Source organism: Undibacterium sp. FW305-107 (assembly GCF_058788535.1).
This window is the reverse complement of sequence record NZ_JBYTAV010000003.1, coordinates 151,333-164,185: the sequence shown is the minus strand read 5'-3', so window position 1 is coordinate 164,185 and position 12,853 is coordinate 151,333. Positions and strand designations below refer to the sequence as shown.

Genomic DNA, 12,853 nt, shown 5'->3' with positions numbered 1-12,853 from the left:
AACTTAACTGCGCTGCTTAATATCAGCAACAGATTCTGCGGAAGCATTGGCTTCAGACTGGCGCATCCAGTCTTGAATCTGTTTCAAGGCATGTTCGCGTTGCTGACTGTTCATGGCGGTGGCATTGCCTTTATTTCTGGCAGACAATTGCACCAGATACATGATCAATACAATCACAGCGAGTATAGCCAACAAGCTGGTAATGATCTTGAAGGTGTCAAGTTCTGCTGCCAGCTGTCTCGCATCTTTCGGTGCTACATCTGCTTTGGTAGTAGCAGCTTGCTCAGTTGTATTGGCAAATGCATCTGTTAATTTGACATCCTGACCGGGCAAAGCACGCAGGCTTTGCACAACCACAGTGTCACCGCGCTCTGCAACCACACCAACTGCGGCAGCAACCAGGGCCTTCACTTTTTCAGTCTCTGCTTCATCCAGGGACTTGCGTACGACGGCCACCACATTGATTTTTTGTATAGAACCTGGCTGTCCAACCACCTGCTCAACTTTACGGCCAACCTGATACTCAGTTTCTCTTTGTGAACTGGCACCCCGGGCATTCTGTGGTTGCGACACGTCCGCAGGCGCACCTGATTCTTTCACTGTCTCTTTTTCGCGGATAATGATGCCAGTCGGTGTCTGTCCTGCAGTTGCAGGCGCAGCAATCACGTTTTCAGTCGTAACGCGCACCTGATCCATGTTCAGCACCACATCAACACTTGCCATTGCCTGGCCTGCACCAAAGCTATGTTCAAGTACTTCATTGACTTTATGTGCCAATAAAGTCTCGGTATCTTTTTTAAGATCGAGATTTCCTGTACTTAACTCTACTTCGCCTGGAACGGCATTATTGCGCGTCAAAGCAACACCCTGACGATCAACGATCGTGACATCCTGAATTTGTATGCCTGGTACAGCCGCAGCCACCAGTCTTTGTATGCCAGTAATTTGTTCCTGCCTCAGTTTCTTGCCGGGCTTTAAAGCGATAGTAATCGCTGCCTTGGGTTTATTATTGCTGCGTTTGAACAATGCTTCTTCAGGCAAGGCAAGATGGACGCGCACGTCCTTGACTTCATCCAGTGAAGAAATAGTACGGGTAATTTCACCTTGCAAGGCGCGCTGAAAATTAATCTTTTGCGCAAACTCAGTCATGCCAAAATCGCTGGCATTGAACAACTCAAAACCAACAGCACCATTCAGGGGAATTTCTTTTCCCATCAGTTTGAGGCGTGTTGTGTGTACGATTTCTTTGTCAACCAGAATAGCATTGCCGCCCTCACCTATCTTGTATGGGATTTTCAGGCGATCCAGTTCTGCCACCATGGCGGCACTATCCTGTGGCTTCAAGTCAGAAAAAAGCACCTGATAATCCGTGCGCAGCAACCATACCGCGCACCACGCGGTGATGACAAAAATAGCCAACAGCCCGCCTACGAATCCAACCCGGGCAGAACTGCTTAGCGTATTCCAAAAATTTTTAATCACAACCTACTCCAACCACGATTACAAAAGATGCCATGAAAGCATCCTGTCTTTCAATTCAATGCCACTACTTTAGACTCAAGCGACATCAGGCAATATCAATCTATATCTGCATCTTCATGATGTCCTGGTAGGATTCCAGCAAGCGGTTCCTGACCTGCAACATCAATTGAAATGACAAACGGCTTTCTTCCATGCGTATCATGACCTGATGCAGGTTTTGCACATCGCCGGTTGCCAGTGCTTGTAAATCAGCCTGGGAGGTTTGCAACTGCTCATTGACCTGTGCCAAACCCTGGCTCACCATATTGCCAAAACTTTGTGCTGGCGCCGCTGCATTGGCAAGCTGCTCGATTGAGGCGATGGCGCTTGGCGCTATAAATTGTGAAATGCTGGCGACTTGCATCAGTTACTTCCTCCACCGATTTCCAGCGCTTTGAGCGCCAGGTTTCTTGCTGTATTCATCGCCGCGACGTTGGCTTCATAAGCTCGCATGGCACTCATCATGGTGACCATCTCGGTTGCTGAATCAACGGCAGGATAGGCCACAAAACCCTTGGTATCTGCATAGGGGTGACCAGGTTCGTGCACCATGCGCGCTGGTTTATCAACGCCTTCGATAGAAAAGCTTCTACCGGCATTGCCTATCGTGAACAAACCGGTTTCACCAATCATGTCTGAAAAACTAGTGTTTGGCGCGGCACTTCTGGCGATCACGCGCAGTGGCTGGTAACCTGTGCCATCTGCTTCCCGCACTGTATTGGCATTGGCAAGGTTCATGGCAGCCACGTCGACCCTGGCACGCTCAAAAGACATGCCAACTGCACTGATACCGAATGATTGTCGATAATCCATTTATAGATCCTTAATTATTTTTTGCCGTCTGTGACAGCGCTGGACATAATTGCATAGTGACGGTTCAAGGCCTTGATCAAAGCCTGGTATTGCACTGTGTTATGCGCCATGGCGGCCACTTCAGTATCCAGCGATACTTTTGCAGGATTGCCGTTCACATCAAATACCGGCTCTAATTCCAGCTGGCCTATGCTGTGTTTCTGGCTGCCTTTACCCAGGGTTGGTGCGGAAAGCTGTTCCAGTTGTTCCATGTAGCTGGCGAAATTGATTTGCACAGGGACATAGCCTTCTGTATTGACATTCGCAATATTATTGGCAATTGCCTGATGCCTGAGCGTTGCAGCATCCAGCGCCAGACCAACTGTCGCTGTTGTCACTGATTGGAGATTGTGAATCATAAATAATGGGCTTATAAAATTATTGAATAATCAGTTCTGCATGCAAGGCACCAGCGGCCTTGACTGCCCTCAGTATGGAAATGATGTCGCGCGTATTGGTCTTGATGCGTACCAGTGAGCGCACCAAATCAGCGACGGTATTACCCTCGGATAAAAATGCAGACTCTTTCTTTTCATCCACGTCCAGCTTGGTATTCGTCACAATCGCAGTACGTATTGCGCTACTTGCCTGGCCAATCACAAATGGCTGTGAAGCAGTATTCTGGCTGGCTACTGAAATCTTGATATCGCCATGAGAAATCGACACTCGTGAAATCTGCACATCACCGCCTGCCACTACGACACCAGTACGTTCGTTGATGACCACTTTCGCGCGGCGGTCTGGTTCCACCAGAACGTTCTCGATGTCAGCAATAAAATCCACCAATTGGTCTTTTTGATTGTCTGCAACCTGTATCTGTATGCCCGATGCATCGCTGGCCACAGCGATAGGGCCATATTTTGCATTGATTGCCTTGGCCACACGGCTTGCTGTAGTGTAGTCAGGCTCACTCAACATAAACGTGAGCTTTTGGTCTTTGTTGAGCATTTGTGAACTGACACCCACTTCAACGATCGCCCCGTTTGGTACTGAGCCAACCGTAGGATGATTTTTCTGGATGATGTTGCCATTCGCGTCATAGCGATAACCACCAACTGACAATGCACCTTGTGCCAATGCGTACACGCGGCCATTCGGTGCTTTCAGCGGGGTACTCAAGAGGCTGCCACCCACCAGACTGCGGGCATCACCTGCAGAAGTAATGGTGACATCCAGCGTCTCGCCTTCGCGTGCAAAGGCGGGCAGCATGGCACTGACCATCACCACCGCGACGTTGCGGCTTTGTACCTGGTCCACCGGTATCGTCAGGTTGAACTGGGAATACACATTTGCCAGCACTTGTCTGGTTGTGCGGTTGGAAGAAGAGTCACCAGTCCCCGCCAGACCAGTCACGATGCCATACCCGACCAGGGCGTTTTCACGCCAGCCTTGCAGCTTTCCAATATCCTTGACCCTGACTTCTTTCAAGTCACGTACTTCAGTTGCCTTGGTCTGGTTGATTGCCTGTGCATCCTGTGCAAAAACAAAAGCAGCCAACAAGACGGCCTGCAACAAATACATCATATTCCGTAATCCCATTACAAACCCATTCCGTCGAGCAATCGACGCCACCAGCTACGGCGCTGCCTATCCGTGACTTCTCCCTCGCCCACATAGACGATTTTGGCGTCTGACAAACGAGTAGAGATCACGACGTTCTGGTCAGAGATATCCTGAGGGCGTACCCGGCCTTCCAGACTCACTCGTTGCACTTCATCATTCACCATCAGTGCCTGCTCGCCTGACACACCAAGATCACCGTTGGAATACACTTCACGCACCGCCACCGAGAGTGTCGCCAGCAGTTTGCTGCTACGCTGTGTCTTGCCGCCGCCATCAAATTCACCACCGACATTGATACCAAATTGCTTCAGGCTGCTGCCATTCTTGCTCAGCTCGGCAGAAACGCCATCTTTCCTACGTGTGCCGGTATCAGCACTGGTCGATGCCGTCGAATTCTCAAATACCTGTACAGTCAGCACATCACCCAAGCGATAAGCCTTGTTGTCTGAGGTCAGCGCACGGTAAGTTGATTCCTTGTACAAGCTATCGGCAAATGCAGGTGCAGCAGACGTACCCACCCCACAGGCAGCAATAAAGATCATGCTGACCATGCCCATCCACTTTTGCATTCTTGTTTCCAATTTCATTAACGCAACTCCACTTTTCCTGGCTCAATTATTTTCGCCGGGATTTGATCATTTGAATTACCGGGGCGCACCTTGATGATTTGTCCCACATAACCATCCTGCATCGCTTCTACCCGGCTTTCTATACTGACCAATCCATCGCGGGCCAGCATTACAACAAAATCACCACGCGCCACATCAGGCACGGTTTCTATATTCGCGCGACTTAAGATTGCACCTTTACGCAAGCCTGTTTTTGCCCTGACTGGTGCTTTGGCAAAATCGACAGGAGATACCGGCTCATTCACGTCGGTGAAGATGTCTACTTCCCTTAATTCCACATCTGCTTCTGAAACCGCGCCACCCCTGGCAATATCATGTCTGGCTATAAAGGCTTGTCTGCTGCCACTTAACTCAAACAAGACTGGCACACTTTTGACAACTTGATCTGATATCAATACATCTAGCAATACTATTAACTTTCTACGCAAGCTTAATGGCTCAGATAAATGCGATATCCTCACCCTCACTTCACCTGCTGGCGCCACAAGCGCCTGCAATTCACCCGAATCCCTGATCGCAATATTGCTGCTGCCTGCATCGCGAACGTTCAAGCTGATCCACTCCTCAAGTACGGCCCTGGCATGGCTGCGCATCCTTGCCGCATCCACGATCTGGGTCTGCAACATGATATTGACCACGTCAGCACCTGCCCAATGAATATTCCTGCTGCGTGCGCCTGTATGCTGTCTTACCCACTTCTCCAGCGACTTGCGCTGCACGACCAGATTGCCCGCTGTCAACGACATGGTCCCTATGGGCATGGCAAGCAACGATACTTCTTCTCTTTGCGTGACGGCATCTACATTCACCACATCTGCCAACACCAGCCTGGCCGACTTTACCTGCACAACACTGCGCAATTCCAACTGCACTGGCTTTGCGACAGCAGCGCCAGCCATCAGACACCATGCAAACAATATCTGCAATGCAAACTTGGCAGTATTAACAAACATTTACTTACGCAGATTGTTTACCAATCCCAGCATTTCGTCTGAAGCTTGCACGATTTTTACATTGGCTTCATAAGCACGCTGGGCGATCATCAGGTTCACCATTTCATCCAGCATCTTGACGTTGGAGGCTTCTACATATCCCTGCATGATGCTGCCAACACCGTTTTCACCCGCCACACCGGCAACGGCTTCACCAGACGACTCACTGGTCTTGTACAGATTTTCACCCAAAGTGGTCAATTGGCCGGGGCTGGCAAACCGCACTAGCTCAAGCTGGCCGACATCATTCATACCAGTTTGCCCTGCGAAGCTGACTTGTACTCTGCCGTCTGTACTGATCTGCAAATTTTTTGCGCCGTCAGGGATAGTAATGCCTGGTTTCAATGGCTGGCCGCTTTGCAAGGCAAGCTGGCCATCCTTGTTGACTTTCAGGCTGCCGCCACGACTATAGGCAATAGAATTGTCTGGCATCATGACAGAGATGAAACCATCACCCTGAATGGCGATATCAAATGCCGAATCAGACTTCTTTAACTCACCTGCATCAAACAATTTACTCATGCTGGCAATGGCAACACCCGCACCAAACTTGCCGCTTTGTGCCAAAGCACCCAGGCTATCTGCACCGCCGAATTGCGACGTCAGTCTGGTATCAGGCACCATCATGTCAGAGAAGCTGACGCGTCCCTTTTTAAAGCCGTTGGTATTGGCATTGGCAAGGTTATTGGCAATCGTATCAACATTCGTCTGTTGCGCCTGCATGCCAGTAGCGCCTATGTATAGTGCGTCAAACATTCTTTATCCTTGCTTGAAAATCATTCATTTCGTTTGCAAAACCATGTCGATCAACTGACATCGCCAAGTTTTCTGACGGCAGAACCCAGCATCTCATCATAGCCCTGGGCAATTCTTTGCATGGACTCAAAATGGCGCATGGTTTGCATCACTTGCACCATCTCTTGCATGGAATTGATATTGGCGTTTTCCAATTGTCCCTGGTGTATTTGTGCCACATTACTTTGCGAGCCCCAGACACCTTCTCTTGCCGCCAGCATGCCATCGCCCACCTTGATCAAATCACTTGCATGTTCAAATTCCATCAACTTGAACTGTCCTGCAGAGGTTGCAGGCAAATTGCCCGCCGCGGCATTGACATCTTCAATAAACAGGCCGCTAGCATCCACCACAGGTTTGGATGTGCGGACAACAATCTCGCCATTTTTTCCCATTACAGGATAACCCTGCTGATTGACAATACGGCCCTGCGCATCAATACGGAAATTACCTTGCCGTGTATAGGCAGGCCCTTGCGGTGTGGATACTTCAAAATACCCATTGCCGCTAATCGCAAAATCCAGATTCTGCCCGGTGACCTTGAAGGTACCCTGGCGCTGATCCGTCACCACTTCCAGCGCGCTCGCCTGTTGATCCACATTCATGCCAGTTTGCACCAGATCACCAAAGGTGTGCTCGATGATGACTTCCCGTTTGTAAGCAGGCGTCAGCGCATTGACCATGTTCATGCTGATACGCTCCATGCGTGCTGCATCGTTTTGCATGCTTTGCAGGGCCACACCCATAATTCCATTCATCGCTATCATCTTTCTTTTTTCTATTGAGCTGTCTCAGAACGACATCCATCACAGTTGTACAACGCCAAAAGATTTCAACTCTATGTTCTGAGGAATCTCTGACATCGACAACACACGCAAATGCGGCACAACACGCTCACTCAACGCACGTATATGACGCCGCAACTCAGGTGAACATAACAAAACTGGCAGCATATTGCTTTTCATCATACGATCAGCCTGCTGCACCAGCTTGCTCATAAACTGTTCTGCCAGTTTGGGTTCCAGCACGAACGACCGGTTGACCGGCCCGCCATCCTGGCGTGCTGACTGCAGATTCTGCATGAACTGGCTTTCAATGACAGGGTCCAGCGTCATCACCTGCAAAGCATTCGCTTCACCCATCAAGCCCTGGCAAATCGCATTACCCAGTCGCTGGCGTACCATTTCTGTCAAAAAATTGGTGTCCTTGCTGCTTCTGCCTGCATCTGCCAGGGTTTCCAGGATTGCCTCGATGTGGCGGATGGAGACTTTTTCTTTCAACAGATTTTGCAATACACGCTGCACATCACTGACGGAAATGATGGTCGGTATCAACTCATCCACCAGGCTGGATTGATTCTCGCGCACACGTGTCAGCAAACGGTCGGTCTCGCTCCTGGTCAGCAAATTAGCTGATTCCCTGCGCAAGACTTCGGTCAGATGTGTAAGGAATACTGTTTCACCATCCACCAGTGTGTATTTGTTGGCACTGGCATTGTCACGCTGACTGGCATCGATCCACAATGCTGGCAAACCATAGGTAGGGTCTTTGGTGACTTCACCCTGTATGGACTTGACGTCGCCAGTCGGATGTATCGCCAGATACTGATTCAGCCTTGCCTCACCCTTGGCCACGATCACGCCATCAATACAAATTTCATAGCGGTCAGCCAGCAACTTCTTGGTATCCTTAAAGCGCACCTTAGGCAATACCAGGCCCAGATCCATCGCATGCTGTTTGCGGAAGACAGCAATCCGGTCCATGAACAAACTACCAGATTGATTAATTAGCGGTATCCAGTTGCTGCCCACATGCACTTCTATCGGTTCGACTGGCAACATACTGTAAGGGTCATCCTTGGCAGCGACATTATCACCTTCTAAAATGTCATCTTCATTACCCTCTTTGCTGCCTTCAGCCTCTCGCGTCGTTTTGCTTCTGTATGAAAAATAAGTCACGCATAACACAAAGCTCAACAAGCCCAGTGTTGGTACTGCCGGTATGCCCGGCAAGACCAGCAAGCCACCCAATGCCACGCACACCAGCAACAGGGTTTTTGGGAAAGACAATATCTGTTGGAACACTTCCTGACTCAGATTCCCGTCAGATGCCGAACGGGTCACGATGATACCCGTGCCCAGCGCAATCACCAGTGCTGGCACCTGTGTTACGATACCGTCACCTATCGTCAGCAAAGTATAAGTCTGCAATGCCTGCGCCCATGGTATGCCGTGCTGCATGATACCGATCAGCAAGCCGCCGATAATATTGATCAGCAAAATGATGATACCGGCGATGGCATCACCCTTGACGAACTTGCTGGCACCATCCATGGCACCATAAAAGCCTGCTTCTTTTTCCAGGTTTTTGCGTTTCTTTTGTGCTTCTTCCTGGGTAATAAAACCCATGTTCAGGTCAGCATCAATACTCATTTGCTGACCTGGCATACTGTCCAGCGTAAAACGAGCGGCAACTTCAGACACCCGCTGGGCACCACTGGTAATCACCACATACTGCACAACGATCAAGATCAAAAATACGATCAGGCCAATGACATAATTACCACCCACCACATACGCACCAATTGCAGCAATCACCTTGCCTGCATCACCATGCGACAAAATCAAACGCGTTGCAGCCACATTCAATGACAGCCTGAACAAAGTCGCAATCAATAACAGGGACGGGAAAGTAGAAAACTCCACCGGACGCGCCATGTAAAACGTCAACAGCAAAATCAAAAACGCAAAACTGAAGTTAGCCAGTATCAAGAAATCCAGGACAGGGCTAGGAATGGGCGCGAACAAGACGACCAAAACCCCCAGCACCAGCATCACCAGTGCCAAATCGCTGTGTCTACCTAAAAGTTGCGTTAACTGCTTCAAACCACTTCCCCTGCTACAAGGGTTTCTTTAACAAGGGCTTCTTTATTTTTTCTCATTGCAAATACCCAAATCATGATCTTGGCCACATCCGCATATAGGTGCGTGGGCACATGCTGATCAAAATCCACTTCACGGAATAACTGACGTGCCAGCGCCTTGTTTTGCACCACCGGTATATGGTGGCGCACGGCCATTTTTCTCATCGCTTGTGCCAAAGAACCTGCACCTTTTGCCAGCAATTGTGGCGACTCCATCTTGCCATGCTCATAGCGCAAGGCAATCGCCAGGTGCGTTGGGTTGGTGATCAGCACATCCGCATTTTTTGTCTTCGCCGCAGCCAGGCTGCGCTTTAACATTTCGCGACGCAGCTCACGCAAGCGCGAACGGATGCGCGGATCACCGTCACGGTTTTTTGCCTCATCTTTCACATCGCGTTTGCTCATACGCATTTTTTTTGCAAACTCGCGATGCACAAACATCAAATCCAGAAATGCCAGTAAAGCCAACACCAGGGTCATCTTGAAACCCAGCGACACCAGATCAACCTGCATATTCTTGATCATTTCCAACGGCGGTAACATGGCAGTATGAAATAACTGCGGCCCAATCTGCTTCAATGCCAGATACGCTACCAGACTCAGCAAGATGAGTTTGAAGCAAGTCCTGAAAAGATCAAACAATGACCGCATTGAAAAAAACTTCTTGATCCCGTTCATCGGATTCAAGCGGTTAAAGTCAGGCGTCACCGGCTCGTTCGACAAAATCATACCTGTCTGCGCAACGTTGCTGATGATGGCAGTCAACATCAGGGCAACAAAAAACGGCAGCAATAAATACAATCCATCCAAAAGCACGGTGCGCAACATGCGCCAGTAATTAATTGAACCGGCATCTCCCTGCCCCAGTTGCAACAACAGGTTCAAGTCCAGCTTGAATAAATCCCGTATGCCCTCCAGGCCACGCCAGTAGAAAAAAACCACGACCACAAAAAACACCGCGACAGAAACCACATCAGGGCTTTTTGCTACCTGCCCTTTTTCTTTCGCTTTTTGCAGCTTGTAGGGGGTAGCTTTTTCAGAGCGGTCAAAATCCTGTTCAGACATCAGGTAAACCTTCCTGCTGATGGCACAAGCGCACGGGCATCCGCCACCGCAAACACCGCCCCCCAGCTCTGAAAAATAGTGCCCTGTATGCGCGTGATGGTGCTCCCCATCAACACAAACCCAAAAGACAAGGCAGCCAGACCAACGACAATCTTGATAGGCACGCCCATCACAAACATATTCATCTGCGGCAAATTACGTGCAACCACACCCAACGCCAACTCCACCAGCAATACACAAAATACGATAGGCGCAGCCAGTGCAAAACCCAGGCTGAACAAGCCACCCACCTGCTTTAATACCGGTACCGACACTGCCTCTATCGACCAAGCCTTGCCCAACGGGAAGCGCTCTATGCTGTAGGCCACCGCTCTCAACAAAGTGTGATGCCCATTAATCAAAAAAAAGTACACCACCGCGACCTGGTTAAAGGCCATCGTCAAGATAGGCAATTGCGTCCTGGTCAGCGGATCAAACACCTGGGCCATGCCAAAACCGATTTGTATATCCAGCACCCGCCCGGCAATAGAAATTGCAGCGAAGCTGATAAAAATACCCACCGCCAGCGTTGCCCCCAAAGCCAGCTCACGCGCTGCTGCCAGAATAATAAACCCGGCACCAGTCTCTACAGGTGCAGCATCAAGCAAACCGGCTGGTGCAATACCCAAAGCTAACGCCAGACTAAGGCTAAAAATCAGGATCGTGCGGTAAGTTGCTGGCAGGGTGGACGCATACAAAATAGGCGTCAGCAACAACAAAGCAGCAATGCGAACAGAAAGCAAAAACGCCTTCAGCATCACGGTGCTGCCGATAAAGTCAGCAAGAAAATTTCCCAAATCTGCCATGACTCAAAACATCTGAGGGATATTCGTCCACAGCTTGGTCGCAAATTGCGTTAACTTGCGCAACATCCATGGTCCAGCCACGACCAGAGTGATCGTCGCTGTCAACAATTTTGGAATAAAAGTGAGCGACATCTCTTGTATTTGTGTCACCACTTGGAATATACTTATGAGCAAGCCAACAAGCATGGTCAGACCAAGCACCGGCAGGCACACTAGCAAGCCTGTCCAAAACAGCTCAGCCATGAGCGATAAAGCGAAGTCTGAATGCATATCAAATGACTTTACATCAGCGGCACTTGAAGGAAATTGCTTCCTTCTCTACAGCCTTACATCCGCTAATCTACAACGTCCCAATAAATAATCCAATCTATTGTACATTAGGTAGTTACATTTCTTCACAACTTTGCTTGCGTTTCCATAAAAAAACACAAAGAATTTTCTTAAATGCAAGGAATTTTCATGGAAATAAATTCGATTTCATTAATTTATCAAATTAGTTGCAAACAAACAACATCTTGTACGCTTCTAAAGAATCCTATTAAGAAAACGTGAATCACCCACCAAGGCTAAGGCCGGGTTTTTGCTTCAAATGCACGCACTGCCCTACTGACAGTGACGTAGTGAACAGAGAAAAACACTGCGATTTCAGCCATGGAATAAGCGCCCGACCGATACGCCTGGGCCATTGCTTCATTGCGGTCAGTAAATTTTTCCTGGTAATCATGCAAAGGCAAGGAAATTGCGCGGCGATGCGCGATAGACACATCTCTGAGATCTTCTGGACGTAATTGATGTCGGTATTTTTCGACGAACTCATCATCACCCAGCAACAATTGATGTCGGGTTGCCAGCAAGGGTGACGCTAGACCCACACCGTCGAGTACGAATTTTGCGTAAGCGATTCTGGCCTGATCACGTTTAACGCCAAACTGCCCAAGCAACCAGTCGGTATCCAGCCATGGTGGTGCATGTTGGTCACGCACGCAGAAATCATAGCTACTCCAGTGCCATTGTTCTGGCAAATGCACCATCCCTGCGCGCACTGGATTAAGAACAATGTAGCGCGTTAATTCCAATAGATGAGATTCTTTTTGCACCAGGACAGCTTTGTACCTGCCCTGGAACAAATGCCCGACTTGCTTGTGGCGGCGATTAAAACGTTGTGTGTACAAGCCATTGAGCTGGCGCATGCCACGGGACAAATTGCCATCCATGGTTTCTACCAGAAGATGATAATGATTGGTCATTTCGCAGTAAGCATGCACCACCCAGTTGAAGCGGTCACTTACCTCTGCAAGTACCGTCACCCACTCCTGCCTGTCCACTTCATCCAGATAGATGTCCTCACGCCTGTCTCCACGGGAAGTGACGTGATACAAAGCTCCTGCAAACTCTAATCTTAGTGGTCTGACCATGCTTTCAGCATAGCATATTTTCAAGGGAATGTATGAATGTAAGACCTGACCCTTTTTTTGCTGGCGGAGATGCTGGCAGCTTTTGCACGGCCTCGGGGTGAGACCGTGCAGGCTGACTGAGTTTGTCTGGCTGGGCGTCGTGTCTCAAACATCTACAGGCACGGCGGTCAGGTCAGAAATGTCGTAATGTGTGACCCCGGCTTTTCGGCTTTTCGGCTTTTCGGCTTTTCGGCTTTTCGGCTTTTCGGCTTTT

General features: G+C 49.3%; 14 protein-coding genes. All 14 read right to left on the bottom strand.

Features of this window, described 5'->3' with window-relative positions:
• Positions 1-3: 3 nt before the first annotated feature.
• Positions 4-1,482, bottom strand: a complete 1,479-nt coding sequence (gene fliF, locus AC3WQT_RS07800; RefSeq protein ID WP_492703306.1) for a flagellar basal-body MS-ring/collar protein FliF — start codon at positions 1,480-1,482, stop codon at positions 4-6.
• Positions 1,483-1,582: 100 nt separating this feature from the next.
• Positions 1,583-1,885 carry a flagellar hook-basal body complex protein FliE gene (fliE, locus tag AC3WQT_RS07795; protein WP_492703305.1) on the bottom strand — a complete coding sequence of 101 codons (303 nt, stop codon included), beginning with the start codon at positions 1,883-1,885 and terminating at the stop codon, positions 1,583-1,585.
• On the bottom strand, positions 1,885-2,334 hold the full coding sequence (gene flgC, locus AC3WQT_RS07790; protein ID WP_492703304.1) for a flagellar basal body rod protein FlgC: 450 nt from the start codon (positions 2,332-2,334) through the stop codon (positions 1,885-1,887). The genes fliE and flgC overlap by 1 nt, the downstream gene beginning before the upstream one ends.
• Before the next feature lie 14 nt (positions 2,335-2,348).
• Positions 2,349-2,732 carry a flagellar basal body rod protein FlgB gene (locus AC3WQT_RS07785; RefSeq protein WP_492703303.1) on the bottom strand — a complete coding sequence of 128 codons (384 nt, stop codon included), beginning with the start codon at positions 2,730-2,732 and terminating at the stop codon, positions 2,349-2,351.
• A gap of 19 nt (positions 2,733-2,751) precedes the next feature.
• On the bottom strand, positions 2,752-3,897 hold the full coding sequence (locus AC3WQT_RS07780; protein WP_492703302.1) for a flagellar basal body P-ring protein FlgI: 1,146 nt from the start codon (positions 3,895-3,897) through the stop codon (positions 2,752-2,754).
• A 14-nt stretch (positions 3,898-3,911) separates the two neighbouring features.
• Positions 3,912-4,505, bottom strand: coding sequence for a flagellar basal body L-ring protein FlgH (locus AC3WQT_RS07775; protein ID WP_492703301.1), 594 nt, complete (start codon positions 4,503-4,505; stop codon positions 3,912-3,914).
• 17 nt (positions 4,506-4,522) lie between these two features.
• Positions 4,523-5,518: a flagellar basal body P-ring formation chaperone FlgA gene (gene flgA / locus AC3WQT_RS07770; RefSeq protein WP_492703300.1), complete on the bottom strand. Its 996-nt coding sequence runs from the start codon at positions 5,516-5,518 to the stop codon at positions 4,523-4,525.
• Positions 5,519-6,313, bottom strand: a complete 795-nt coding sequence (gene flgG, locus AC3WQT_RS07765) for a flagellar basal-body rod protein FlgG (protein ID WP_492703299.1) — start codon at positions 6,311-6,313, stop codon at positions 5,519-5,521.
• Between the two features lie 50 nt (positions 6,314-6,363).
• Positions 6,364-7,110, bottom strand: coding sequence for a flagellar hook-basal body protein (locus tag AC3WQT_RS07760; RefSeq protein ID WP_492703298.1), 747 nt, complete (start codon positions 7,108-7,110; stop codon positions 6,364-6,366).
• Positions 7,111-7,158: 48 nt separating this feature from the next.
• Complete coding sequence (gene flhA / locus AC3WQT_RS07755; RefSeq protein WP_492703642.1) at positions 7,159-9,186, bottom strand: flagellar biosynthesis protein FlhA; 2,028 nt, start codon at positions 9,184-9,186, stop codon at positions 7,159-7,161.
• A 47-nt stretch (positions 9,187-9,233) separates the two neighbouring features.
• The gene (locus AC3WQT_RS07750; RefSeq protein ID WP_492703297.1) at positions 9,234-10,340 is read right to left on the bottom strand and encodes an EscU/YscU/HrcU family type III secretion system export apparatus switch protein; all 1,107 of its coding nucleotides are present in this window, start codon (positions 10,338-10,340) and stop codon (positions 9,234-9,236) included.
• Positions 10,340-11,185, bottom strand: coding sequence for a flagellar biosynthetic protein FliR (locus AC3WQT_RS07745; RefSeq protein WP_492703295.1), 846 nt, complete (start codon positions 11,183-11,185; stop codon positions 10,340-10,342). The genes AC3WQT_RS07750 and AC3WQT_RS07745 overlap by 1 nt, the downstream gene beginning before the upstream one ends.
• Before the next feature lie 3 nt (positions 11,186-11,188).
• On the bottom strand, positions 11,189-11,455 hold the full coding sequence (gene fliQ, locus AC3WQT_RS07740; RefSeq protein WP_186956848.1) for a flagellar biosynthesis protein FliQ: 267 nt from the start codon (positions 11,453-11,455) through the stop codon (positions 11,189-11,191).
• A gap of 296 nt (positions 11,456-11,751) precedes the next feature.
• Positions 11,752-12,600: a transposase gene (locus AC3WQT_RS07735; protein ID WP_492703294.1), complete on the bottom strand. Its 849-nt coding sequence runs from the start codon at positions 12,598-12,600 to the stop codon at positions 11,752-11,754.
• Positions 12,601-12,853: the final 253 nt, after the last annotated feature.

What these genes read in the sequence shown, in the direction of transcription:
- fliE (WP_492703305.1), bottom strand. Translation starts at nt 1,885, where the DNA reads ATGCAAGTCGCCAGCATTTCACAATTTATAGCGCCAAGCGCCATCGCC.
- flgC (WP_492703304.1), bottom strand. Translation starts at nt 2,334, where the DNA reads ATGGATTATCGACAATCATTCGGTATCAGTGCAGTTGGCATGTCTTTT.
- AC3WQT_RS07785 (WP_492703303.1), bottom strand. Translation starts at nt 2,732, where the DNA reads ATGATTCACAATCTCCAATCAGTGACAACAGCGACAGTTGGTCTGGCG.
- AC3WQT_RS07780 (WP_492703302.1), bottom strand. Translation starts at nt 3,897, where the DNA reads ATGATGTATTTGTTGCAGGCCGTCTTGTTGGCTGCTTTTGTTTTTGCA.
- AC3WQT_RS07775 (WP_492703301.1), bottom strand. Translation starts at nt 4,505, where the DNA reads ATGCAAAAGTGGATGGGCATGGTCAGCATGATCTTTATTGCTGCCTGT.
- flgA (WP_492703300.1), bottom strand. Translation starts at nt 5,518, where the DNA reads ATGTTTGTTAATACTGCCAAGTTTGCATTGCAGATATTGTTTGCATGG.
- flgG (WP_492703299.1), bottom strand. Translation starts at nt 6,313, where the DNA reads ATGTTTGACGCACTATACATAGGCGCTACTGGCATGCAGGCGCAACAG.
- AC3WQT_RS07760 (WP_492703298.1), bottom strand. Translation starts at nt 7,110, where the DNA reads ATGAATGGAATTATGGGTGTGGCCCTGCAAAGCATGCAAAACGATGCA.
- flhA (WP_492703642.1), bottom strand. Translation starts at nt 9,186, where the DNA reads ATGCTGGTGCTGGGGGTTTTGGTCGTCTTGTTCGCGCCCATTCCTAGC.
- AC3WQT_RS07750 (WP_492703297.1), bottom strand. Translation starts at nt 10,340, where the DNA reads ATGTCTGAACAGGATTTTGACCGCTCTGAAAAAGCTACCCCCTACAAG.
- AC3WQT_RS07745 (WP_492703295.1), bottom strand. Translation starts at nt 11,185, where the DNA reads ATGGCAGATTTGGGAAATTTTCTTGCTGACTTTATCGGCAGCACCGTG.
- fliQ (WP_186956848.1), bottom strand. Translation starts at nt 11,455, where the DNA reads ATGCATTCAGACTTCGCTTTATCGCTCATGGCTGAGCTGTTTTGGACA.
- AC3WQT_RS07735 (WP_492703294.1), bottom strand. Translation starts at nt 12,600, where the DNA reads ATGGTCAGACCACTAAGATTAGAGTTTGCAGGAGCTTTGTATCACGTC.